Source organism: Brachybacterium aquaticum (genome assembly GCF_014204755.1).
Lineage (GTDB): Bacteria > Actinomycetota > Actinomycetes > Actinomycetales > Dermabacteraceae > Brachybacterium > Brachybacterium aquaticum.
The window spans coordinates 2005755-2028067 of sequence record NZ_JACHLZ010000001.1 but is presented as its reverse complement, the minus strand read 5'-3'; the positions used below and the strand labels follow the sequence as shown (position 1 = coordinate 2028067).

Below are 22313 nucleotides of genomic sequence, written 5' to 3'. Positions count from 1 at the left end.
GCGGGAATGAGCACGACCACCCCTCCCGCCCCCTCCTCCGCGCCGCAGTCGGCGCCCGCGAACACCCGAGGACGGGTGATCGGCGCGTCGATGATCGGCACCACGATCGAGTTCTTCGACTTCTACGCCTACGCGACCGCCGCCTCGCTCGTCTTCCCCGCCCTCTTCTTCCCGAACGAGGACACCACCACCCAGCTGCTGAGCTCCTTCGCCGTCTTCGGCGTCGCATTCGTCGCCCGCCCGCTCGGCTCGATCATCTTCGGGCACTACGGCGACCGCGTCGGCCGCAAGAAGACCCTCGTCGCGAGCCTGCTGGTGATGGGTATCGCCACCTTCCTCATCGGACTGCTGCCCGCCGCGGAGACGCCCGGCTGGGCGGTCCTCGCCCCCGCGATCCTCGTGCTGCTGCGCTTCTGCCAGGGCATCGGTCTGGGCGGCGAGTGGTCCGGCGCGGCGCTTCTGGCCACCGAGAACGCCCCCGCGGGCAAGCGCGCCCTGTACGGCACGTTCCCCCAGCTCGGCGCCCCGATCGGCTTCATCCTCGCCAACGTCCTGTTCGTGATCCTCAGCCTCACCCTGAGCGAGGAGCAGTTCATGGCGTGGGGCTGGCGCGTGCCGTTCCTGCTCTCCGCGGCGCTGGTGATCGTGGGCCTGTGGGTGCGCATGAAGCTCATGGAGACCCCGGCCTTCCAGAAGGTCATCGACGAGCAGCGCGTCGCCGAGGTGCCGCTGACCCGCGTGTTCCGCACCGCGTGGCGGCCGCTGATCGCCGCAACGCTCGCCATGGTCGCCACCTACGTCCTCTTCTACATGATGACCGCGTTCCTCACGGTCGTCGGCACCACGCCGACCGACGCCGCCGTGCCGGGCCTCGGCTACGACCGCGCCACCTTCCTCACGATGCTGATCATCGGCGTGGTCTTCTTCGGGATCTTCACCCTCGCCTCCGGCCCGATGGCCGATCGTCTCGGCCGACGCCGCCACCTCATCGGGGTCACGATCGGCATCGCGATCTACGGCTTCCTCGTCCAGCCGCTGCTGTCCGTCGGCACCGCGGGCGTGATGGCCGCGCTGCTCATCGGCTTCACCCTCATGGGCCTCACCTTCGGGCCGATGGCCTCGTTCCTGCCCGAGATGTTCACGGCCGACGTGCGCTACACCGGCAGCGCCATCAGCTACAACATGGCCTCGGTGATCGGCGCCGCCCCCGCGCCGTACGCGCTCATCGCCCTGTGGGGCGTCGGCGACGGGCAGCTGTGGCTCGTGGGCGGCTACCTCACCCTCGCCGCGATCATCACCCTGGTGTCGATCACGCTGGGCAAGGAGACCAAGGACGTCGACTACCTCGCCTGACGGCTCGGCCGACGGGACATGGCAGGAGGGCCGGTGAGTGATGCACCGGCCCTCCTGTCGTCGCAGTCACTGCAGGGGCTGATCAGCCCTCGCGGTGCTCGCGGTAGTAGCGGATGAGGCCGGAGGTCGAGGAGTCCTCGGCCGCGATCTTCTCCTCGTCACCCGCGACGGCGCCGGCGAGGTCCTTGGCCAGCTGCTTGCCGAGCTCCACGCCCCACTGGTCGAAGGAGTTGATGCCCCACACCGCGCCCTGCACGAAGGTGATGTGCTCGTACAGCGCGATCAGCTGGCCCAGCACAGAGGGGGTGAGCTTCGGCGCCATGATCGAGGTGGTGGGGCGGTCGCCGGAGAACTCGCGGGCGGCCACCAGCGGGCCCTCGGTGCCCTCGGCCCGCACCTCCTCGGCCGTCTTGCCGAAGGCCAGCGCCTTCGTCTGGGCGAAGAAGTTCGCCAGGAACAGCTCGTGGACGTCCTGCTCCCCGTCGGTCAGGGCGTGGTCCGGGGTGGCGAAGGCGATGAAGTCCGCCGGGATCACTCGCGTGCCCTGGTGGATCAGCTGGTAGAAGGCGTGCTGACCGTTGGTGCCGGGCTCGCCCCAGAACACCTCTCCGGTCTCGGTGGTGGCCAGCGAGCCGTCCCAGCGCACGCCCTTGCCGTTGGACTCCATGGTGAGCTGCTGGAGGTAGGCGGGGAAGCGGTGGAGGTACTGCGAGTAGGGGAGCACCGCGTGGGTCTCCGCCTCCAGGAAGTTCACGTTCCACACGTTCAGCAGGCCCATCAGCAGCGGCACGTTCTGGGCCGACGGGGCGGTGCGGAAGTGCTCGTCCATCGCATGGAAGCCGGCCAGCAGCTCCTCGAAGGTCTCCGGGCCCAGCACCACGGCGAGCACGGTGCCGATCGCGGAGTCCACCGAGTAGCGGCCGCCCACCCAGTCCCAGAAGCCGAAGGCGTTCCGCTCGTCGATCCCGAACTCCGCCACCTTGTCCAGCGCGGTGGAGACGGCCACGAAGTGCTTGGCGACGGCCTCGCCCTCCTGCTCGGCGGTCAGGCCGGCGCTCTCCTTCAGGCCGGAGAGCAGCCACTGGCGCACCAGGCGGGCGTTGGTGAGGGTCTCCAGGGTGGTGAAGGTCTTGGAGGCGACGATGACCAGGGTGGTCTCGGGGTCGAGATCCTTCGTGGTCGCGTAGGCGTCGGTGGGGTCGATGTTGGAGATGAAGCGGGCCTCGAGGCCGTCCTGGGCCAGGGGCTTCAGGGCCTCGTAGACCATGACGGGGCCGAGGTCGCTGCCGCCGATGCCGATGTTCACCACGGTCTCGATGCGCTTGCCGGTCACGCCTGTCCACTCGCCCGAGCGGACCTTCTCGGCGAACTCGTAGATGCGGTGGAGGGTGCCGCGCACGTCCTCGTCCACGTTCTGCCCGTCCACGACCAGGGCGGGGGAGGAGCCGGCGGGGCGGCGCAGCGCGGTGTGCAGCACGGCGCGGTCCTCGGTGGTGTTGATGTGCTCGCCCGCGAACATCGCGTCGCGGCGCTCCTCGACGCCCACCTCGCGCGCCAGGCGCAGCAGCAGGTCGAGGGTCTCCTGCGTGATGAGGTTCTTGGAGAGGTCCACGTGGAGGTCCGCGGCGTCGTGCGTGAAGGTCTCGGCGCGCTGCGGGTCCGCGTCGAACCACTCGCGCAGGGAGCCCTCGAGGTCGAGGTTGTGGGCCTCGAGTTCGCCCCAGGCGTCGGTCGAGGTGGGGTCGATGGGGGAGGACGATGAGGTCGATGCAGTCATATGGCCATTGAACACCCCAGCGGGCCCCGACGTCAGGCGCAGGGTCCGCCTGGCGAGACCGAAGCGTTACCAACGGGTGGACAACAGTTGACATGCCAGGGTGCAGACTAGGGCCCACGTCGTGCGCAACGGTGCGCGACTCGAAGCCGAGACTTCCTCAGGAGAACCACATGGCCCTCTCTCGTCGATCCATGATGCTGGGCACCGCCGCCGGCGGCGCCGCAGCTCTCACGCTCGCAGCCTGCGGCGGCGACGATTCCGGCAGCGGCGGCGGCAGCGACAACGGCGGCGCCGCGGGCGGCTCCGGCGAGCCGATCTACGCGAACACCACCGAGCCGGAGAACCCGCTCATCCCCACCAACACAGGCGAGGTCGGCGGCGGCCGCATCATCACCACGATCTTCGCGGGCCTGGTGTACTACACGGCCGACGGCTCGGCCGAGAACGACATCGCGGAGTCCATCGAGTCCGAGGACAACCAGAACTGGACCATCAAGATCCGTGAGGGCCTGACCTACTCCGACGGCTCCACCCCGATCACCGCCGGCGACTTCGTCGCGGCCTGGAACTTCGGTGCGAACGCCGCCAACGCCCAGCTCGGCCAGTACTTCTTCGAGCCCATCGAGGGCTACGCGGACCTCTCCGCCGAGGGCGTCGCCGCCGATGCGACCCTGTCCGGCCTCGAGGTCGTCGACGACACCACCTTCACCGTGCGCCTGGTCTCCCCGCAGTCGGACTTCCCGACCCGCCTGGGCTACTCGGCCTACATGCCGCTGCCCCCCAGCGCCTTCGACGACATCGAGGCGTACGGCGAGAACCCGCTGGCCAACGGCCCCTACAAGCTCGACTCCTGGAGCCATGACCAGGAGCTCGTGCTCGTGCCGAACGAGTCCTACGACGGTCCCCGCGCCACGCAGAACGCCGGCATCACCTTCACGGTGTACGCCGACCCCGAGACCATGTACAACGACCTGCTCTCGGACAACGTCGACGTCGTCGACCAGCTTCCGAACTCGGCGCTGGCCACCTTCGAGGACGAGCTGGGCGACCGCGCCGTCAATGACCCGGGCGCCGTCTTCCAGTCGATCACCCTCCCGGGCTACGACCCCAACTTCGAGGGCGAGGCCGGTGCGCTGCGCCGCAAGGCGATCTCCCGCGCGATCGACCGCCAGTCGATCTGCGACAGCCTCTTCTACGGCACCCGCACCCCGGCCACCGACTTCGTCTCCCCGGTGATCCCCGGCGGCGGCGCTACCGACATCCCCGGCGCCGAGGTCCTCCAGTACGACGAGGCCGAGGCGAAGAAGCTGTGGGACGAGGCCGAGGCACTCACCCCGTTCCAGGGCCCGCTCACCCTCGCGTACAACGCGGACGGCCCCCACGCCGAGTGGGTCGAGGCGGTGTGCAACTCGCTGGCCAACACCCTGGGCATCGAGGCGAACCCGACCCCGTTCCCGGCCTTCGGCGAGATGCGCGAGCAGGTCCGCGCCCGCTCCCTGAAGGGCACCTGGCGCTCGGGCTGGCAGGCGGACTACCCGTCGGCCTACAACTTCCTCGGCCCGCTCTACGGCTCCGCGGCCGCCGACGGCAACGGCTCCAACGACGGCGACTACAAGAACCCCGAGTTCGACCAGCTGCTCTCGGACGGCCTCGCCGCGGAGACCGAGGACGAGGCGATCGCGCTGTGGAAGGAGGCCGAGGCCCTGCTCATGCGCGACCTGCCGGTCGTCCCGCTGTGGTACCAGAACACCATCGGCGGCTACTCCACCCTGGTCTCCAATGTCGAGTACGGCTGGGACACCGTCCCGCTGTACCACGAGATCACCAAGTGATCCGCTGATCCCTCCCACGTGACAGCGGGAACCGGACACTCCGGTTCCCGCTGTCTCGTGCCCGGCCCCGGCCGGGGTGTTCCACCGGGCCGCAAGGCCCTCCCCACCATCGAAAGGGAACGACGTGCTCTGGTACATCGGGCGGCGCCTGCTGCAGATGATCCCCGTCTTCCTCGGCGCCACACTGATCGTGTACCTCCTGGCCTTCGCGGCCTCCGGCGACCCGATCCTCACCCTCGCCGGTGACAAGCCGATCTCCCCCGCCGTCGAGCAGCAGCTGCGCGAGCAGTACAACCTCGACAAGCCCGTGCTCGTGCAGTGGCTGATCTTCCTCGGCAACGTGCTGACCTTCGACCTCGGCGTCGGCTTCAACGGCCGCCCGCTGATCGACCAGATCGCCGCCGCCTTCCCGACCACGATCAAGCTCGCCCTCATCGCCGTGGCCGTCGAGACCGTGTTCGGCATCGTCGCGGGCGTGATCTCCGGCCTGCGCAAGGGCACCTGGATCGACACCACGCTGCTGCTGCTGTCGCTGACCCTGATCGCGGTGCCGACCTTCGTGATCGGCTTCGTCGCCCAGTTCGTGCTCGGCGTGCAGCTCGGGATCGCGGAGATCAACGTGGGCCGCGATCCCAGCTTCCGCAACCTCCTGCTGCCCGGCATCGTGCTCGGTGCGGTCTCCTTCGCCTACGTGCTGCGCCTGACGCGCACGTCGATCGCCGAGACCGCCACCGCCGACCACGTGCGCACCGCCACCGCGAAGGGCCTCTCCCGCGGCGGCGTGATCGGCAAGCACATCCTGCGCAACTCGCTCATCCCGGTGGTCACCTTCATCGGCGCCGACCTCGGCGCGCTCATGGGCGGTGCGATCGTCACCGAGCGGATCTTCAACATCCCCGGCGTCGGCACGCTCCTGTTCCGCTCGATCAACGACGGCGAGGCCCCGATGATCGTTGCGCTGGTGACGCTGCTCGTGATCATCTTCCTGCTCTCCAACCTCGTCGTGGACCTGCTCTACGCCGTGCTCGACCCGAGGATCCGCTATGCCAAGTGACACCCGCTCCCCGCGGCGCCCGCGCTCCGAGCACTGGGTCGCCCCGCTCGACGAGACCCCGCTGCAGGCGGTCGACGCCGCCGACACCTCGAGCTCGCCCCGCTCCCTGTGGGCCGAGGCCGCCCACAACCTGGTGCGGAACCCCGTGTTCATCCTGTCGGCGCTGCTGATCCTCTTCGTGCTGTTCGTCGCGGCCTTCCCCGGTGTCTTCACCGACCAGGACCCGCGCTACGGCAACATCACCCAGGGCTCCAAGCCCCCCAGCGCCGAGCACGTCTTCGGCACCACCGTGCAGGGCTACGACATCCTCGCCCGCACCGTGTGGGGCACCCGCACCTCGGTGCTGATCGGCTTCTTCACCATGATCGGCTCGACCCTGCTCGGCGGCACCATCGGTGCGCTCGCCGGGTACATCGGCGGCTGGTTCGACGAGCTGATCTCCCGCGTCACCGACGTCTTCTTCGCGATCCCGATGATCCTCGGCGCGATCGTGATCGCCACCCGCCTGGGACACATGAACATGTGGACCGTGGTGCTGGTGCTGAGCGTCTTCGGCTGGACCAACGTCGCCCGCATCATGCGCGGCTCCGTGATCTCCACGAAGTCCCAGGACTTCGTCACCGCCTCGACCGCGCTCGGCGCCGCCAAGGGCAGCGTGCTGCTCAAGCACGTCATCCCCAACGCGATCGCCCCGGTGATCGTCACCGCCACCGTGAACCTCGGCGTGTTCATCGTCGCCGAGGCGACCCTGTCCTTCCTCGGCGTCGGCCTGCCCACCAGCGCGGTCTCCTGGGGACGCGACATCTCCGCGGCGCAGAACGCGCTGCGCACCCAGCCGATGATGCTGTTCTACCCCTCCATGGCGCTGGCCATCACCGTGCTGAGCTTCATCATGCTCGGCGACGCGGTGCGCGACGCCCTGGACCCGAAGGCGAGGAAGCGATGAGCGCCGTCCCCCAGACCAGCGATGCCACCCAGGCCCGGATCGGCGAGCCGCTGCTCGAGATCAAGGACCTCGAGATCACGTTCACCACCGGTACCGGCCCCGTGAAGGGCGTGCGCGAGGCGAGCCTCGAGGTGTATCCGGGCGAGACCGTCGCGATCGTGGGCGAGTCCGGCTCGGGCAAGTCCACCACCGCCATGGCGATCGCGCACCTGCTCGCCAAGAACGGGAAGATCACCAGCGGGCAGATCCTCTTCGAGGGCCGCGACATCACCCACGTGTCCGAGCGGGAGATCCGCGTGCTGCGCGGCGACCAGGTGGGCCTGGTCCCGCAGGACCCGATGAGCAACCTCAACCCCATGTGGAAGGTCGGCACCCAGATCAAGGAGACCCTCTCCGCCAACGGCATCGCCCGCGGCGAGGAGGCCCGCCGCCGCACGGTGACGCTGCTGGAGGAGGCGGGTCTCCCGGACGCCGAGCGCCGCTCCGGCCAGTACCCCCACGAGTACTCCGGCGGCATGAAGCAGCGCGCCCTGATCGCGATGGGCCTCGCCGCCCGGCCGAAGCTGCTGGTGGCCGACGAGCCCACCTCGGCGCTGGACGTCACGGTGCAGCAGCAGATCCTCGACCACCTCGACTCGCTCACCACCGAGCTGGGGACCGCGGTGCTGCTGATCACCCACGACCTGGGCCTGGCCGCCGAGCGTGCCCAGCATCTGGTGGTGATGTACAAGGGCCGCGTGGTCGAGTCCGGGCCCGCGCTCGAGCTGCTGCAGAACCCGCAGCACCCGTACACCAAGCGCCTCATCGCGGCGGCCCCGTCGCTCGCCTCCCGTCGCCTGGTCTCCGCCTCCAAGCGCGTCGAGGTGCGCGAGCAGGCCCGCGAGCAGGTGCAGGAGCTCGCCCACGAGGCCGGGCACGGACTGGACGCGGAGCTGGGAGCCCAGGCGGGCGAGGTCCCGTCGGCCGACGGGAGCGCCGTCGCGGCGAGCCCGGACGCGGTGATCCAGGTCCAGAACCTCACCAAGTCCTTCCCGATCCGCGGCAGCGTGCCGTGGAAGTCCACGCCGTTCCTCGCGGTGGACGACGTCTCCTTCGAGCTCGAGCGCGGCACCACCACCGCGATCGTGGGCGAGTCCGGCTCGGGCAAGTCCACCGTCGCCCAGATGGTGCTGCGCCTGCTGCAGCCCACCTCCGGGCGGGTGCTCTTCGAGGGCCGTGACGTCACCGACTTCCGCGGGAGGGACCTCAAGGCCCTGCGCCGACGGGTCCAGCCCATCTTCCAGAACCCCTACGGGACCCTGGACCCGATGTACTCGATCTACCGCACGATCGAGGAGCCGCTGCGCCTGCACGGCATCGGCACCGCGAAGTCCCGCGAGGCGAAGGTCCGCGACCTGCTGGACAAGGTCGCCCTGCCCGCGGCGATGATGCAGCGCTACCCCAACGAGCTCTCCGGCGGCCAGCGCCAGCGCATCGCGATCGCGCGGGCGCTGGCCCTGGACCCGGAGGTCGTGATCTGCGACGAGGCCGTCTCGGCGCTGGACGTGCTCGTCCAGGCCCAGGTGCTCGAGCTGCTCAACGACCTGCAGGCCGAGCTGGGGCTGAGCTACCTGTTCATCACCCACGACCTCGCGGTGGTGCGGCAGGTCGCCGACCGCACCCTGGTCATGGAGAAGGGGCGCGTCGTCGAGCAGGGCACGACCGACGAGGTCTTCCACTCCCCGCAGCAGGACTACACCAAGCGCCTGCTCGCGGCGATCCCCGGCGGCTCCATCCCGCTGGCCGGCGCCGAGACGATCGACGTCGTGACGCCCGTGGGGGAGGCCGACGAGACCGGCGACGAGCGCGGCGAGGGGCCCGACGACATCATCGACCCCTTCGCGCAGGCCGGACACGTCTGAGCGGTCGCGCCACCGCGCAGGAGCACCGCCCGCACCCCGGGGCCCGCGACGTCATCACGACGCCGCGGGCCCCGGCGCGTCGAACGTCTCACTCCCGACCCCCTGGTGGGAGGCCGCGCGGCGGTTAGACTCGCCAGGGCCCTGGAGCGGGTCGCACCCGCCGTGCGACCGGGCGCTGCTCGGTCCTCGCCTAGACGCGCTACCTGAAACGAGCACCTGCGTATGACCATCCAGCACCGCACCGACCTGCGAAACGTCGCCATCGTCGCCCACGTCGACCACGGCAAGACCACCCTGGTGGACGCCATGCTCACGCAGGGCGGCGCCTTCGGCGAGCGCGACAAGCATGACGAGCGGGCGATGGACTCCGGCGAGCTCGAGCGCGAGAAGGGCATCACCATCCTCGCCAAGAACACGGCGATCCGGTACACCGGCCCGTCGGCCGCCGCGGCGGGCGAGCCCGACGGCATCACCATCAACGTGATCGACACCCCCGGCCACGCCGACTTCGGCGGCGAGGTCGAGCGCGGCCTGTCCATGGTCGACGGCGTCGTGCTGCTGGTGGACTCCTCCGAGGGCCCCCTGCCCCAGACCCGCTTCGTGCTGCGCAAGGCGCTGGCCGCGAAGCTGCCGGTCATCCTTGTCGTCAACAAGGTCGACCGTCCCGACGCCCGCATCGACGAGGTCGTCGGCGAGTCCACCGACCTGCTGCTGGGCCTGGCCTCCGACCTCGCCGAGGAGCAGCCCGACATCGACCTGGACGCCGTGCTCGACGTCCCCGTCGTCTACGCCTCCGGCAAGGCCGGCCGCGCCTCCACCACCCAGCCCGTCGACGGTACCCTCCCCGACGAGGAGACCGTCGAGCCGCTGTTCAAGACCATCCTCGAGTCGATCCCGGCCCCGACCTACGACGACGAGATGCCGCTGCAGGCGCATGTCACGAACCTCGACGCCTCCCCGTTCCTCGGCCGTCTGGCGCTGCTGCGCGTCAAGAACGGCGAGCTGACCAAGGGCCAGCAGGTCGCCTGGTGCACCCAGGACGGCTCCGTGAAGACCGTGAAGATCACCGAGCTGCTGGAGACCAAGGGCCTCTCCCGCGAGCCGATGACCCGCCCCGCCCGCCCGGGCGACATCGTCGCGGTCGCCGGCATCCCGGAGATCATGATCGGCGAGACCCTCGCCGACGTGAACGACCCCCGCCCGCTGCCGCTGATCTCCATCGACGATCCCGCGATCTCGATGACCATCGGCATCAACACCTCCCCGCTGGCCGGCAAGAACGGCAAGGGCCACAAGCTCACCGCCCGCCAGGTCAAGGACCGCCTGGACTCCGAGCTGGTCGGCAACGTGTCCCTGAAGGTGCTGCCCACCGAGCGCCCCGACGCCTGGGAGGTGCAGGGCCGTGGCGAGCTGGCGCTGTCGATCCTCGTCGAGCAGATGCGCCGCGAGGGCTTCGAGCTGACCGTTGGCAAGCCCAAGGTGCTCACCCGCACCATCGACGGCACCGTCCAGGAGCCCGTCGAGCGGATGACCGTGGACGTGCCCGAGGAGTACCTCGGCACCGTCACCCAGCTGATGGCCTCGCGCAAGGGCCGCATGGAGACCATGAGCAACCACGGCTCCGGCTGGGTGCGCATGGAGTTCGTGGTCCCCTCGCGCGGCCTGATCGGCTTCCGCACCCGCTTCATGACCGAGACCCGCGGCAACGGCATCGCCTCCTCCTACGCCGACGGCTACGAGCCGTGGATGGGGCCGATCGAGTTCCGCGCCACCGGCTCGCTTGTCGCCGACCGCCCGGGCGTGGTCACCCCCTACGCGATGATCAACCTCCAGGAGCGCGGCTCGTTCTTCGTCGAGCCGACCTCCGAGGTGTACACCGGCCAGGTCGTGGGCGAGAACTCCCGCAACGACGACATGGACGTGAACATCACCAAGGAGAAGAAGCTGACCAACATGCGCGCCGCGAGCGCGGACAGCTTCGAGAACCTGGTCCCGCCGCGCAAGCTCACCCTCGAGGAGTCCCTCGAGTTCGCCGGCGAGGACGAGTGCGTCGAGGTCACCCCCGAGATCGTCCGCATCCGCAAGGTGATCCTGGATCCGAACGAGCGTCGCCGTGCCTCCTCGAAGGCCAAGTCCGGGAAGTGATGTGAGGTGACCAGCGCGCAGCACCCGCGGGCCGGGGTCGACACGACTTCGCTCGGGGCCCGGCTCGGCCAGGCCGCGATGGCGATCGTCCTCGCCATCGTCTCGGTGCTGCTCATGGTCGCCACCCACCGCGCCGAGGTGACCCTGGCCGGGATCGACCTCCCGGCCGGGCTCGTCCTCGGCGCGGTGCTCCAGGTCGTGATCAGCGTGTTCCTGTGGGCCGCGACCGGCACCCGGTTCCCGCTGCTCGTGCTGGGTTCCCTGTGGGGCATCCTCGCCACCCCCTTCCTCGGCGAGGGTGCGGGCGGCGGGGTGCTCATGCCTGCCGAGATCGCCGGTCAGGCGCAGTTCTCCGGCTGGATCGTGCAGGGCCTCGGGGTGGGGATCCCCTTCCTCACCGCGCTCGTGATCACGCTGGCCCCCAGGTCCCGTCGTCGGGCACGCTGAGCGCATGGCCGCCTCGACCCGCCCCGACTGGGCGACGCTCCCGAACCTCGTCACCCTCGTCCGCTTCGTCCTGCTGCTGCCGGTGTGCCTGCTGCTGCTGGACGGCCCGGTCACCCTCGCGGTGGTGCTGCTGCTGGTGTGGGCCTCGACCGACTGGGTCGACGGCATGCTCGCCCGGGCCCTGGATCAGACCAGCCGCACCGGCGCGATCATCGACCCGATCGCCGACCGGCTGGGCCTGGCGGCGATCGTGCTCACCCTCGCCGCGATGGACCTCATCCCCTGGGCGGGGCTCGTGATCATCGTGGTGGTGGACCTGGCCACGGCGCTGCTGGCCACCTCCGCCGCCCTCGGCGGGCGAATCTCCGTGTCGTGGCTGGGCAAGGTGCGCACCTTCGTGCTCATGACCTCGGTGTTCCTGCTGGTCGCCGCCGCGGCGTGGGCGCCCGGCCTGATCCGCCCCGCGCAGATCCTGTTCTGGATCGGTGTCGTCATGCACGCCCTCTCGGGCGCCGGCTACATCCTCAGGGCGCGACGCGCTCCGGCCGCCGAGGCGGCGGAGGCACCTCCTTCGCAGCGATGACCAGCGCGCGCGGCACCGACACCTCGCCGCGCCGCGTCATCACCCGCACGGCCGCGTCGTCGACGCCGAGGATCGTGCCGAGCGCATCGGTCATCGACTCGCCGTGCGGAGTGGAGCTGCGGTCGATCGCATAGCGCAGCACCACCCGCCGTCCCACCTCGAGGAACGGCGCCCAGCCGGGCCGGACGCGGTGCGCGTCAGGCGGGGGAGCGCCGGCGGGGGAGGGGGAAGGATCGGGGAGAGCCATCCCGGAAGGCTATCCCTCCGGCTCGCGTCGCGCTCGGTCCGGCCGGCGGGCCCGCCCGGTCGACGGCGCTCGCGACGCTCGGGCCGGCGGGGGAGCCCTGTGGGTCCTGTCACCTCCTGCGGCGAGGCCGCCCCGCGGCCCTCACGGACCGGACGGGGATGAGATGATGGAGGACGTCTCCGACGGAAGGAAGTCGCACATGACGTACGTTATCGCCCTGCCCTGCGTCGACGTGAAGGACCGTGCCTGCGTCGACGAGTGCCCCGTGGACTGCATCTACGAGGGCAGCCGGTCGCTCTACATCCAGCCGGACGAGTGCGTGGACTGCGGCGCCTGCGAGCCCGTGTGCCCCGTCGAGGCGATCTACTACGAGGACGACCTGCCCGACCAGTGGGCGGACTACTACAAGGCCAACGTCGAGTTCTTCGACGACCTCGGCGCGCCCGGCGGCGCCGCGAAGATGGGCGTGATCGAGAAGGACCACCCCCTCATCGCCGCCCTGCCCCCGCAGTCGAACCCCCTGGACTGACCCGTGCGCGACTCCCTCGCCGGACGCCTGCCCGCCTTCCCCTGGGACGCGATCGCCGCGGCCGGAGACCGCGCCCGCACTCATGAGGACGGCATCGTCGACCTCTCCGTCGGCACCCCCGTGGACCCGACCCCCGCCTCAGTGCAGCGCGCCCTGGCGGATGCCGCGGACAGCCCCGGCTACCCGACCACCATCGGCACCCCTGCCCTGCGGGAGGCGCTGGTCGACTTCGTGATCCGCCACCGCGGTGCGAGCCCGGAGCTCGGCGTCGAGGCCGTGCTGCCCACCGTCGGCTCCAAGGAGCTGGTCGCCCACCTGCCCTTCCAGCTGGGTCTCGGCGCGGGCGACGTCATCGCCTTCCCCCACATCGCCTACCCCACCTACGACATGGGCGCCCGCTTCGTGGGCGCCGAGTCGCTGCCCGTGGACATGGCGCGCCTGGCCGCCGAGGGCGACGCGGCGCTGCCGGACCCGTCGGCCGCCGACCGCATCGGCCTGCTGTGGCTGAACTCCCCGTCCAACCCCACCGGCGAGGTGATGGACGCCGCGCAGCTCGCCGCGGTCCTCGCCTGGGCCCGGAGGCGCGGGATCGTCGTCGCCTCCGACGAGTGCTACGCCTTGCTGCCCTGGACCGTGGACGAGGTCCCCTCGATCCTGGACCCGCGCGTCAACGGCGGTTCCCTCGAGAACGTGCTGTGCGTGTACTCGCTGTCCAAGCAGTCCAACCTCGCCGGCTACCGCGCCGCCTTCGTGGCCGGCGACCCGGCCCTGGTGGGGGAGCTGGTCGCGGTGCGCAAGCAGGCCGGCATGATGCTTCCCGGCCCGGTCCAGGTCGCGATGACCGCGGCGCTCGGCGACGACGAGGCCCCCGCCGCGCAGCGCGAGATCTACCGCGCCCGTCGCGCCCTGCTCGAGCCCGCGCTGCGCGCCGCCGGGGGAGAGATCACCGGCTCCCAGGCCGGCCTGTACCTGTGGACCACCTTCGGGGAGCCCGCGATGGACTCCGTGGAGGGCCTGGCCGACCACGGTGTGCTGGTGGCCCCGGGGATGTTCTATGGTGAGGGAGGCGCGCAGCACGTCCGGGTCGCTCTCACCGCGACCGACGAGCGGATCGCCGCCGCCGCCCAGCGCCTTCAGCGCCTCTGACCCTCCGGTCCCGCGCCGGGACCCCGATCCGACCACGCACAACGGAGAGCCCATGGATCACGCCACCACGACCGCTCAGCTCATCCTCGGGGACAAGTCCCTGGACCTTCCCGTCATCCCGGCTGTGGAGGGCAACTCCGGCATCGCCATCGGGCCGCTGCGCAAGGAGACCGGCGAGGTCACCTACGACCCCGGCTTCATGAACACCGCCAACGCGAAGTCGTCGATCACCTACATCGACGGCGACGAGGGCATCCTGCGCTACCGCGGCTACCCCATCGAGCAGCTCGCCGAGCACTCCTCGTACCTCGAGGTGGCCTACCTCCTGATCAACGGGGAGCTGCCCACCAAGGGCCAGCTCGACAACTTCGTCGCCCAGGTGGAGCGGCGCACCCTGCTCGACGAGCGCTTCAAGCACCTCTTCGACGGCTTCCCCCGGGATGCGCACCCGATGGCGGTGCTGCAGGCGGGCGTGTCGGGCCTGTCGACCTTCTACCAGGACTCGCTGGACCCCTTCGACGAGGAGCAGGTGCGGATCTCCGCCGTGCGCCTGCTGGCGAAGGTGCCGACGATGGCGGCCTACGCGCACCGGATCGCCCAGGGCCACGCCCTGCTCTACCCGGACAACCGCCTCTCGCTCATCGAGAACTTCCTGCGCCTGACCTTCGGGTTCCCGGTGGAGGACTACATCGCCGACCCCATCATCGTGCGCGCCATGGAGCAGCTGCTGATCCTGCACGCGGACCACGAGCAGAACTGCTCCACCTCCGCCGTGCGCCTGGTCGGCTCCGCGCAGGCGAACCTGTTCACCTCGATCTCCGCCGGCATCGGCGCCCTGTCCGGCCCCGCCCACGGCGGCGCCAACGCGGCCGTGATGGAGATGCTCGACGAGATCCAGGCCCGGGACATGGATCCGCGCGACTTCATGGAGAAGGTGAAGAACAAGGAGGACGGGATCCGCCTGATGGGCTTCGGCCACCGGGTGTACAAGAACTACGATCCCCGCGCCCGCATCGTCAAGAAGATCGCCGACGACGTGCTGGAGCGCCTCGGCGTCCAGGACGAGCGGCTCGAGCTGGCGATGAAGCTCGAGGAGATCGCGCTGAAGGACGACTACTTCGTGGAGCGCAAGCTCTACCCCAACGTCGACTTCTACACCGGCATCATCTACAAGGCCATCGGCTTCCCCACTGAGATGTTCACGGTGCTGTTCGCCATCGGCCGCCTGCCCGGCTGGATCGCCCAGTGGGAGGAGATGATCCACGACCCGGAGACCAAGATCGGCCGCCCGCGCCAGATCTACACCGGCCACGCCGAGCGCCCCTACAAGGCCATGGGCGACCGCACCGGCACCTCCGAGCTGCGCCTGGCCGAGCTGAAGGTGGACCTCGACAGCCGTCGCTGAGCACTCGCAGCGGCGATGTCGGACCCCGCGCCGCAGCGCGCGGAGAGCTCTCCGAGACAGCCCGATCCCGTTCCCGGATCCCAGTGATCCGGGCGCAGGATCGGGCTGTTCTCGTTCTCGACCCCGGCGCGCTCGGGCCGCCATCGGCGTGACGGGGATCGCAGTGCCGCGCATGGCCCATCAGGACCTTCCGCCCGGGTCACCGCCGACGGCGCGACCTAGCCTGGACACATCCGCGAAGGGCTCGGTCCGGTCGGGCCCTTCCGTCCCTGGAGGAGGGTCCCATGAGCACTGCCACCACCGATCGCCCCGGCACCGAGGCCGCGGGAGGTGAGGCCTGGAAGGGATTCGCCGCCGGTCCGTGGCAGGACGCCGTGGACGTGCGCGACTTCATCCAGCGCAACTACACCCCCTACGACGGCGACGCCTCGTTCCTCGCCGGCCCCACCGAGAAGACCCTGCGCGTGTGGGACCACCTGGAGCGCAACTACCTCTCCGAGGAGCGCCGCCGCCGCGTCTACGACGTGGACACCCACACCCCCGCGGACATCGACGCCTTCCCCGCGGGCTACATCAGCGAGGACGACGACGTGGTCGTGGGCCTCCAGACCGACGTCCCCCTCAAGCGCGCCATGATGCCCAACGGCGGCTGGCGCATGGTCGAGACCGCCATCACGGAGGCCGGCAAGGAGGTCGACGAGGACGTCAAGAAGATCTTCACGCAGTACCGCAAGACCCACAACGACGCCGTCTTCGACATCTACACCCCGCGCATCCGCGCCGCCCGCTCCAGCCACATCATCACCGGCCTGCCCGACGCCTACGGCCGCGGCCGCATCATCGGCGACTACCGGCGGCTGGCCCTGTACGGTGCGGACTTCCTCATCGCCGACAAGAAGCGCGCCAAGGACGCCGTGGCGGACCAGGGCTTCTCCGAGCACTGGGCCCGCTACCGCGAGGAGCACTCCGAGCAGATCAAGGCCCTGCAGAAGCTGGTGCGCCTGGGCGAGGCCTACAGCCTGGACCTGCGCCGTCCCGCCGCCACCGCCCAGGAGGCGGTGCAGTGGACGTACATGGCCTACCTCGCCTCGGTGAAGAGCCAGGACGGCGCCGCGATGTCCATCGGCCGCCTCTCCGGCTTCCTGGACGTGTACTTCGAGCGGGACCTCGCCGCAGGCACGCTCACCGAGTCCGAGGCGCAGGAGATCATCGACGCGCTCGTGATCAAGCTGCGGATCGTGCGCTTCCTGCGCACCGAGGACTACGACCAGATCTTCTCCGGCGACCCGTATTGGGCCACCTGGTCCGATGCCGGCTTCTCCGAGGACGGCCGCTCGCTGGTCACCAAGACCTCGTTCCGCCTGCTGCAGACCCTGCGCAACCTCGGCCCCGCCCCGGAGCCGAACATCACCATCTTCTGGGACCCGGCGCTGCCGGCGGGCTACAAGGAGTTCTGCTCCGCGATCTCGATCGAGACCTCCTCGATCCAGTACGAGTCCGACGAGCAGATCCGCGACCGCTGGGGCGACGACGCCGCGATCGCCTGCTGTGTCTCCCCGATGCGGGTGGGCAAGCAGATGCAGTTCTTCGGCGCCCGCGTCAACGCCGCCAAGGCCCTGCTGTACGCCATCAACGGCGGCCGCGACGAGGTGAGCGGCAAGCAGATCACCAAGGCGGGCGACTTCGCCCCGATCACCGGTGAGGGCCCGCTGGACTTCGACGAGGTCTGGCAGCGCTACGAGGAGATGCTGGACTGGGTGGTGGGCACCTACGTCGAGGCGCTGAACATCATCCACTACAGCCACGACCGCTACGCCTACGAGTCCATCGAGATGGCGCTGCACGACAGCGAGATCGTGCGGACCATGGGCTGCGGCATCGCGGGCCTGTCGATCGTGGCCGACTCGCTCTCCGCGATCCGGTACGCGACCGTCACCCCGGTGCGCGACGAGACCGGCCTCGTGGTCGACTACCTCACCGAGGGCGACTTCCCTCGCTACGGCAACGACGACGACCGCGCCGACGACATCGCGGCCACGATCGTGCACACGGTGATGCAGAAGATCAAGGAGATCCCGCTGTACCGGGACGCGATCCCGACCCAGTCGGTGCTCACGATCACCTCGAACGTGGTCTACGGCCGGGCGACGGGCGCGTTCCCCTCCGGCCACCAGGCCGGCACCCCCTTCGCCCCGGGCGCGAACCCGGAGAACGGGGCCGACACCCACGGCATGGTCGCCTCCATGCTGTCGGTCGGCAAGCTCGACTACAACGACGCACTGGACGGCATCTCGCTGACCAACACGATCACCCCGCAGGGCCTCGGCCGCACCAGGGACGAGCAGGTCACGAACCTCGTCGGCATCCTGGACGCCGGGTTCGTCATGGATGACGAGGCCTGCCCGGCGCCGTCGGCCGAGTCCTGACCCGCCGCCCCCACCCCCACCAGAACCGACACACCCCACCACCCTCGAAGGAGAACATCATGGCCGCGAAGACCTTCGACGATCGGCTCGCCTCGATGAAGGCGAACCGCGCCGAGCACAACATGGAGTCCGGTCTGTTCCACGCCAACATCAACGTGCTCAACAAGGACACGCTGGTCGACGCGATGGAGCACCCGGAGAACTACCCGAACCTCACCGTGCGCGTCTCCGGCTACGCGGTGAACTTCGTCAAGCTCACCCGCGAGCAGCAGCTCGACGTGCTCGACCGCACGTTCCACCAGGGCGCCTGAGCCCCGCGACGAGAGAGCACAGGATCACCTCGCAGATGACGCAGAGCATCGACCTGCTGGGCAGGCCCACCGAGAACCGGCGCGTCGGCGCCGGGACGGAGGGCATGGCCGAGGCAGAGCTGGGCCGCTCCGACCGCCTCACCGCGATCAGGGAGGGCCGGCTCGCCTCGGTCCACTCCTGGGAGCTGGTGACGGCGGTCGACGGCCCCGGCACCCGGCTGACCATCTTCTTCGCCGGGTGCCCGCTGCGCTGCGTGTACTGCCACAATCCCGACACCATGGAGATGCGGCGCGGGAAGGACGTGGAGCTCGACGAGATCCTCCGCCTGCTGCGCCGCTACCGGAAGGTGTTCACTGCCACCGGCGGCGGCATCACCCTCTCCGGCGGGGAGGTGCTCATGCAGCCCGCCTTCGCCCGGAAGGTGCTCCATGCCGCCAAGGAGCTCGGGATCCACACCGCGATCGACACCTCCGGCTACCTCGGCGCGGTCGCGAACGACGCCTTCCTCGAGGACGTCGACCTCGTGCTGCTAGACGTGAAGTCCGGCTCCGAGGAGGTCTACAAGAAGCTCACCGGCCGCGAGCTGCAGCCCACGATCGACTTCGGCGACCGGCTCGCCCGCAGCGGCACCGCGATCTGGATCCGCTTCGTGGTGGTCCCGGAGTGGACCGACGCGGAGGACAACGTCGAGAAGGTCGCCGACATCGTCGAGCGCTGGCGCGACGTGGTCGAGCGGGTCGAGGTGCTGCCCTTCCACAACATGGGCCAGGACAAGTGGGACTCCCTCGGGATGGAGTACAGGCTGCGCGACGCCCAGCCTCCCTCCAAGGAGGTCGTCGAGCGGGTGCGCGAGCAGTTCCGGGCCCGGGGGCTCACCGTCCACTGACCAGGACGACCACCCGCTCCGGGTCACCGGCCTCGACCGTGCCCCACAGATCCGCCTCGTCGCCGCGCAGCGCCCGGTCCCACACCCGGCCCTGGTAGCTGACCTGCACCACGCCGTCCTCGGCCGCGCGCGCCACGGCCCAGTTCGCGAGTGCCCAGCCGAGGGTGCGGTCCCCGCCCGGATCGATCACGAGCGCCGTCGCCCCGGCGCCGTTCGGCACCTGCGGGGCGACCCCGGCGGCGGAGTCCAGCGAGGCGGTGATCCGTCCGCTCTCCAGCGCCCGCGGGAACTGCCGCTCGAGCTCGGCCCGGACCTCTTCGGGGGAGGCGGTCGAGCCGACCGCCTCGAGCGTGCACACGAGGTTCGCGCCCGACTGCCCGGTCAGGGCCGAGGCGTACAGCCGTCTCGGTCTCGTGGTCCCGGTACGCCTCGGGATGGCCGCTGCGCTGGACCTGCTGGGCGACGTCGTTGATGTCCGTGCTCTCGTACCCGTCGATCGCGACCAGCGCGTCGTAGAACGCGTTGGTGGCGTGGATCGGGTCCATGATCTGGGCCGCGGTGCCCCAGCCCTGCGAGGGCCGCTGCTGGAACAAGCCCAGCGAGTCCCGGTCGCCGTAGTCGATGTTGCGCAGCTGCGACTCCTGGTACGCGGTAGCAAGCGCGATCGACGCCGCCCTCGGCGGCAGCTCCCGGTCCACGGCGACGGCGCTGATCAGCGCGGCGTTGGCGACCCGGTCGGTGGTGTAGCGGTGCGTGGTGCCGAGCCCGGCGGCCACGCACGTGCCCTCATGGGCGGGGGAGCCGTAGCGCTGCAGGGCGACATAGCTGCCGCCCGCGATCCCGCCGAACACGAGGACCATGGCCAGCGGGACCGCGAGATGACGGCCGAGACTGCGCCCGCCGCGCGAGGCGCCGCCTTGCGAGGCGCCGCCGTGCGAGGCGCCCGCGCGCGCGGAACTGCCGCGTGAGGCGCCCTGGCGCGCACGGGTGCCTCCTGCCATCTCCCGCGGTCCCCGCCCGGTCAGTTCGCGTGCAGCGCGGCGTTCAGCGCGACGGTCTGGCCCGCGCGGGCCACCGCCTGCACCGCACCGGTGAGGGAGTTGCGGCGGAAGAGCAGGTTCGGCACGCCCGAGAGCTCGCGCGCCTTCACGACGTGAGGCTCCGTGCCCTGCTCGCCGACGAGCTCCACCTTGGTGCCGGCGGTGACGTACAGCCCCGCCTCGACCACGCAGTCGTCGCCCAGGGCGATGCCCACGCCCGCCTCGGCGCCCACGAGGGAGCGCTCGCCGATGCGGACCCGCTCGGTGCCGCCGCCGGAGAGGGTGCCCATGGTGGAGGCGCCGCCGCCCACGTCGGAGCCGTCGCCGACCACGACGCCCTGGGAGATGCGGCCCTCGATCATCGAGGTGCCGAGGGTGCCGGCGTTGAAGTTCACGAAGCCCTCGTGCATGACGGTGGTGCCCTCGGCGAGGTGCGCGCCCAGGCGCACCCGGTCCGCGTCACCGATGCGCACCCCGGTGGGCAGCACGTAGTCGACCATGCGCGGGAACTTGTCGACGCTGAACACGGTCGGGGTGCGGCCCGCGGCGATCAGGCGCAGACGGGTCTCCTCGAAGCCGGCCACGGCGCAGGGACCCTCGGAGGTCCACACCACGTTCGTGAGCTGCGCGAACAGGCCGTCGAGGTTCTGGACGTTGGGCTGGACGAGGCGGTGGGAGAGCAGGTGCAGGCGCAGGTACGCGTCGGCGGCGTCGGCCGGCGCGGTCGCGAGCTCGATCGCGCGCACCACGACCTCCTGGGTCGTGGCGCGGACCTCGTCGGCGCGGGCGGCGGCCGCGAGCTGGGCGTGCAGGGGCTGGGACTGCGCGTCGGCCGGGGCCTCGCCCAGCTGCGGGGCGGGGTACCAGACGTCGAGGGTGGAGCCGTCGGCGGCGAGGGTGGCCAGGCCGATGCCCCAGGCGCGGGTGGGAGAGGTGTCCGTGGTCGTGGAAGTCATGACAGGGAGTCTACGAAGACTCGCCTGGGCGCCGCACGGGCGACGCGGGATGCGGGCGCTCGCCGAGCAGGGAGAACAGCACCCGCACGTCCTGCGCCTCGCCGTCGGAGTCCGGATCGCCAGGCAGGTCCGCGCCCTGCGCGTCGCGGTTGATCCGGTTGTACTCCAGCAGCTTCTCCTCCACCGCCTCGAACAGCTCCCGCGCCTGAGCACGGGACAGGCGCATGGGGGTGGAGAACAGCATGGCGGGCGGCTGCTGCTCGCGGGCCTCGGGGAAGTTCGCGGTGCGCTGGGCGATCTCGCTCACCCAGCCGGCGCGGATCCACTCCAGCGCCGCCATCGTGGTCGCCCCGGAGGCGGTGACGTACTCCTCGTCGACCGTGACCTCGGGGTCGCCGTCCCCCTCGCCGTCCGCACCCGGGGCGTGCATGAAGCTGGTGCGGGCGAGCTTCCACACCCGGTCGCGGCGGTCCCGGGCGGCCTCGGGCGCCTCGACGATCACGCCGCCGCGGGCGAGGGTGCGCAGGTGGTAGCTCACGGAGTTGGCGGGCAGGTCGAGGTCCTCGGCGATGTCCGCCGCGCGGGCGGTGCCGCGCCGTCCCACCCGGTCCACGATCTGCATGCGCACGGGATGCGCCATCGCGCGCAGCTGGTCGCGGGTCGCGTAGTGCATCTCGCCCTCGTGGGGCGCGCGGGCGGGGTCCGCCCGGTCGTCGCCCGTCTCCTCTGCGGTGCTCATCCTCGGATCCTATGAGCCGGGCGACCGACGGGGAGGCCCGACACGACATTACGCACCAGTAGATGCGCAACATCTATTGCGCAACTAGTGGTGCGGATCTACGCTGGGCCGAGGACGCTGAGCCCCGGCCTCCCGGGAGCAGGCGCACCGTCCGGCCGCAGGATCACGGCACGGGATCACCACACGGGATCACCACACAGGATCACCACGCAGCATCGAGGAGAGCACCATGGTCACCGCAGCGCACATCGGGACCCCGCAGACCGCACCGCTCGCGCCCCTGACGACCGCAGCAGTGACCGGCGCAGCGTCGGCTGCGGTGACCGGCGCCGACCCGTCGGCCGCCGAGCTGCTCGCCCAGGTCCGCGCCCTGCGAGACCGCCTCGACGCCCTCACCGAGGAGCTCCACGCGGCGCACCGGCCGTGGTGGCGGCGCTGGGGGAACGGCGCGACGCTGCCGGGGGAGCGCGCCGAACGCGCACTGCGGGAACAGGCGCGCCGGCAGCAGCGGGAGCGACACCAGCAGTACGCGCTGGACCACATGCTGCGCTCGGGCGTGCACGCGGTGCGCTGAGCCGCTGCTCCGACC

Annotated in this window: 19 protein-coding genes and 1 pseudogene; 15 read left to right on the top strand and 5 right to left on the bottom strand. The window is 70.6% G+C overall.

The annotated features are described in order from the left end of the window. Nucleotides 1–6: 6 nt before the first annotated feature. The gene (locus HNR70_RS09080) at nt 7–1353 is read left to right on the top strand and encodes an MFS transporter (RefSeq protein WP_184325363.1); all 1347 of its coding nucleotides are present in this window, start codon (nt 7–9) and stop codon (nt 1351–1353) included. Between the two features lie 82 nt (nt 1354–1435). Here the strand turns inward: HNR70_RS09080 and pgi are convergent, their stop codons facing one another. Continuing rightward, entirely contained in the window at nt 1436–3130 is a 1695-nt protein-coding gene (pgi, locus tag HNR70_RS09075; RefSeq protein WP_184325362.1) for a glucose-6-phosphate isomerase, read from the bottom strand. Between the two features lie 170 nt (nt 3131–3300). Here pgi and HNR70_RS09070 point away from each other — a divergent pair, with 170 nt between their 5' ends. The 7 genes from HNR70_RS09070 (at nt 3301) to HNR70_RS09040 (ending at nt 12038) form a co-directional block, all read left to right on the top strand. Further along, nucleotides 3301–4962 carry a peptide ABC transporter substrate-binding protein gene (locus tag HNR70_RS09070; RefSeq protein WP_184325361.1) on the top strand — a complete coding sequence of 554 codons (1662 nt, stop codon included), beginning with the start codon at nt 3301–3303 and terminating at the stop codon, nt 4960–4962. Nucleotides 4963–5086: 124 nt separating this feature from the next. Beyond that, nucleotides 5087–6016 (top strand): ABC transporter permease, encoded by a 930-nt coding sequence (locus tag HNR70_RS09065; protein ID WP_184325360.1) that lies wholly within the window; start codon nt 5087–5089, stop codon nt 6014–6016. Further along, the gene (locus HNR70_RS09060) at nt 6006–6962 is read left to right on the top strand and encodes an ABC transporter permease (RefSeq protein ID WP_184325359.1); all 957 of its coding nucleotides are present in this window, start codon (nt 6006–6008) and stop codon (nt 6960–6962) included. Before HNR70_RS09065 ends, HNR70_RS09060 begins: the two co-directional genes overlap by 11 nt. Further along, a complete protein-coding gene (locus HNR70_RS09055; RefSeq protein ID WP_184325358.1) occupies nt 6959–8863 on the top strand; it encodes a dipeptide ABC transporter ATP-binding protein in 1905 nt (634 codons plus the stop codon). Before HNR70_RS09060 ends, HNR70_RS09055 begins: the two co-directional genes overlap by 4 nt. A 222-nt stretch (nt 8864–9085) precedes the next feature. Then, nucleotides 9086–11008, top strand: coding sequence for a translational GTPase TypA (typA, locus tag HNR70_RS09050; RefSeq protein ID WP_184325357.1), 1923 nt, complete (start codon nt 9086–9088; stop codon nt 11006–11008). Between the two features lie 6 nt (nt 11009–11014). Then, a complete protein-coding gene (locus tag HNR70_RS09045; protein WP_184325356.1) occupies nt 11015–11455 on the top strand; it encodes a hypothetical protein in 441 nt (146 codons plus the stop codon). A 4-nt stretch (nt 11456–11459) separates the two neighbouring features. Then, the gene (locus HNR70_RS09040; RefSeq protein ID WP_184325355.1) at nt 11460–12038 is read left to right on the top strand and encodes a CDP-alcohol phosphatidyltransferase family protein; all 579 of its coding nucleotides are present in this window, start codon (nt 11460–11462) and stop codon (nt 12036–12038) included. Here HNR70_RS09040 and HNR70_RS09035 read toward each other — a convergent pair. Then, the gene (locus tag HNR70_RS09035) at nt 11980–12285 is read right to left on the bottom strand and encodes a putative acetyltransferase (RefSeq protein ID WP_184325354.1); all 306 of its coding nucleotides are present in this window, start codon (nt 12283–12285) and stop codon (nt 11980–11982) included. The two genes, HNR70_RS09040 and HNR70_RS09035, sit on opposite strands and share 59 nt — an antisense overlap. Nucleotides 12286–12484: 199 nt before the next feature. On the opposite strand from HNR70_RS09035, the gene fdxA reads away from it, so the two are divergent. The 6 genes from fdxA to pflA all read left to right on the top strand — a co-directional run bounded on the left by fdxA (nt 12485) and on the right by pflA (nt 18989). Then, nucleotides 12485–12814, top strand: coding sequence for a ferredoxin (fdxA, locus tag HNR70_RS09030; protein ID WP_184325353.1), 330 nt, complete (start codon nt 12485–12487; stop codon nt 12812–12814). Nucleotides 12815–12817: 3 nt separating this feature from the next. After that, a complete protein-coding gene (gene dapC / locus HNR70_RS09025) occupies nt 12818–13960 on the top strand; it encodes a succinyldiaminopimelate transaminase (protein ID WP_184325352.1) in 1143 nt (380 codons plus the stop codon). Nucleotides 13961–14012: 52 nt separating this feature from the next. Next, a complete protein-coding gene (locus HNR70_RS09020) occupies nt 14013–15365 on the top strand; it encodes a citrate synthase (RefSeq protein WP_184325351.1) in 1353 nt (450 codons plus the stop codon). A gap of 284 nt (nt 15366–15649) precedes the next feature. Next, complete coding sequence (locus HNR70_RS09015) at nt 15650–17791, top strand: pyruvate formate lyase family protein (RefSeq protein ID WP_184325350.1); 2142 nt, start codon at nt 15650–15652, stop codon at nt 17789–17791. A gap of 59 nt (nt 17792–17850) precedes the next feature. Beyond that, the gene (gene grcA2 / locus HNR70_RS09010) at nt 17851–18102 is read left to right on the top strand and encodes an autonomous glycyl radical cofactor GrcA2 (RefSeq protein WP_184325349.1); all 252 of its coding nucleotides are present in this window, start codon (nt 17851–17853) and stop codon (nt 18100–18102) included. Between the two features lie 35 nt (nt 18103–18137). After that, complete coding sequence (gene pflA, locus HNR70_RS09005; protein ID WP_184325348.1) at nt 18138–18989, top strand: pyruvate formate-lyase-activating protein; 852 nt, start codon at nt 18138–18140, stop codon at nt 18987–18989. On the opposite strand, the pseudogene HNR70_RS16575 reads toward pflA, so the two are convergent. The 3 genes and pseudogenes from HNR70_RS16575 to HNR70_RS08990 form a co-directional block, all read right to left on the bottom strand. Beyond that, nucleotides 18976–19849: pseudogene (locus HNR70_RS16575) on the bottom strand (hypothetical protein). The gene pflA and the pseudogene HNR70_RS16575 overlap by 14 nt on opposite strands. A gap of 161 nt (nt 19850–20010) precedes the next feature. Beyond that, nucleotides 20011–20985, bottom strand: a complete 975-nt coding sequence (gene dapD / locus HNR70_RS08995; protein WP_184325347.1) for a 2,3,4,5-tetrahydropyridine-2,6-dicarboxylate N-succinyltransferase — start codon at nt 20983–20985, stop codon at nt 20011–20013. Nucleotides 20986–20995: 10 nt separating this feature from the next. Continuing rightward, nucleotides 20996–21724 carry a winged helix-turn-helix domain-containing protein gene (locus HNR70_RS08990; protein WP_184325346.1) on the bottom strand — a complete coding sequence of 243 codons (729 nt, stop codon included), beginning with the start codon at nt 21722–21724 and terminating at the stop codon, nt 20996–20998. Between the two features lie 229 nt (nt 21725–21953). Between HNR70_RS08990 and HNR70_RS08985 the strand changes: the two genes are divergently transcribed. Then, a complete protein-coding gene (locus HNR70_RS08985; RefSeq protein WP_184325345.1) occupies nt 21954–22298 on the top strand; it encodes a hypothetical protein in 345 nt (114 codons plus the stop codon). The last annotated feature ends 15 nt before the right edge of the window (nt 22299–22313 follow it).

Excerpts from the sequence above, each read along its gene's own strand:
- HNR70_RS09080 (WP_184325363.1), top strand. The coding sequence starts at position 7 with ATGAGCACGACCACCCCTCCCGCCCCCTCCTCCGCGCCGCAGTCGGCG.
- pgi (WP_184325362.1), bottom strand. The coding sequence starts at position 3,130 with ATGACTGCATCGACCTCATCGTCCTCCCCCATCGACCCCACCTCGACC.
- HNR70_RS09070 (WP_184325361.1), top strand. The coding sequence starts at position 3,301 with ATGGCCCTCTCTCGTCGATCCATGATGCTGGGCACCGCCGCCGGCGGC.
- HNR70_RS09060 (WP_184325359.1), top strand. The coding sequence starts at position 6,006 with ATGCCAAGTGACACCCGCTCCCCGCGGCGCCCGCGCTCCGAGCACTGG.
- HNR70_RS09055 (WP_184325358.1), top strand. The coding sequence starts at position 6,959 with ATGAGCGCCGTCCCCCAGACCAGCGATGCCACCCAGGCCCGGATCGGC.
- typA (WP_184325357.1), top strand. The coding sequence starts at position 9,086 with ATGACCATCCAGCACCGCACCGACCTGCGAAACGTCGCCATCGTCGCC.
- HNR70_RS09040 (WP_184325355.1), top strand. The coding sequence starts at position 11,460 with ATGGCCGCCTCGACCCGCCCCGACTGGGCGACGCTCCCGAACCTCGTC.
- HNR70_RS09035 (WP_184325354.1), bottom strand. The coding sequence starts at position 12,285 with ATGGCTCTCCCCGATCCTTCCCCCTCCCCCGCCGGCGCTCCCCCGCCT.
- fdxA (WP_184325353.1), top strand. The coding sequence starts at position 12,485 with ATGACGTACGTTATCGCCCTGCCCTGCGTCGACGTGAAGGACCGTGCC.
- HNR70_RS09020 (WP_184325351.1), top strand. The coding sequence starts at position 14,013 with ATGGATCACGCCACCACGACCGCTCAGCTCATCCTCGGGGACAAGTCC.
- HNR70_RS09015 (WP_184325350.1), top strand. The coding sequence starts at position 15,650 with ATGAGCACTGCCACCACCGATCGCCCCGGCACCGAGGCCGCGGGAGGT.
- grcA2 (WP_184325349.1), top strand. The coding sequence starts at position 17,851 with ATGGCCGCGAAGACCTTCGACGATCGGCTCGCCTCGATGAAGGCGAAC.
- pflA (WP_184325348.1), top strand. The coding sequence starts at position 18,138 with ATGACGCAGAGCATCGACCTGCTGGGCAGGCCCACCGAGAACCGGCGC.
- dapD (WP_184325347.1), bottom strand. The coding sequence starts at position 20,985 with ATGACTTCCACGACCACGGACACCTCTCCCACCCGCGCCTGGGGCATC.
- HNR70_RS08990 (WP_184325346.1), bottom strand. The coding sequence starts at position 21,724 with ATGAGCACCGCAGAGGAGACGGGCGACGACCGGGCGGACCCCGCCCGC.
- HNR70_RS08985 (WP_184325345.1), top strand. The coding sequence starts at position 21,954 with ATGGTCACCGCAGCGCACATCGGGACCCCGCAGACCGCACCGCTCGCG.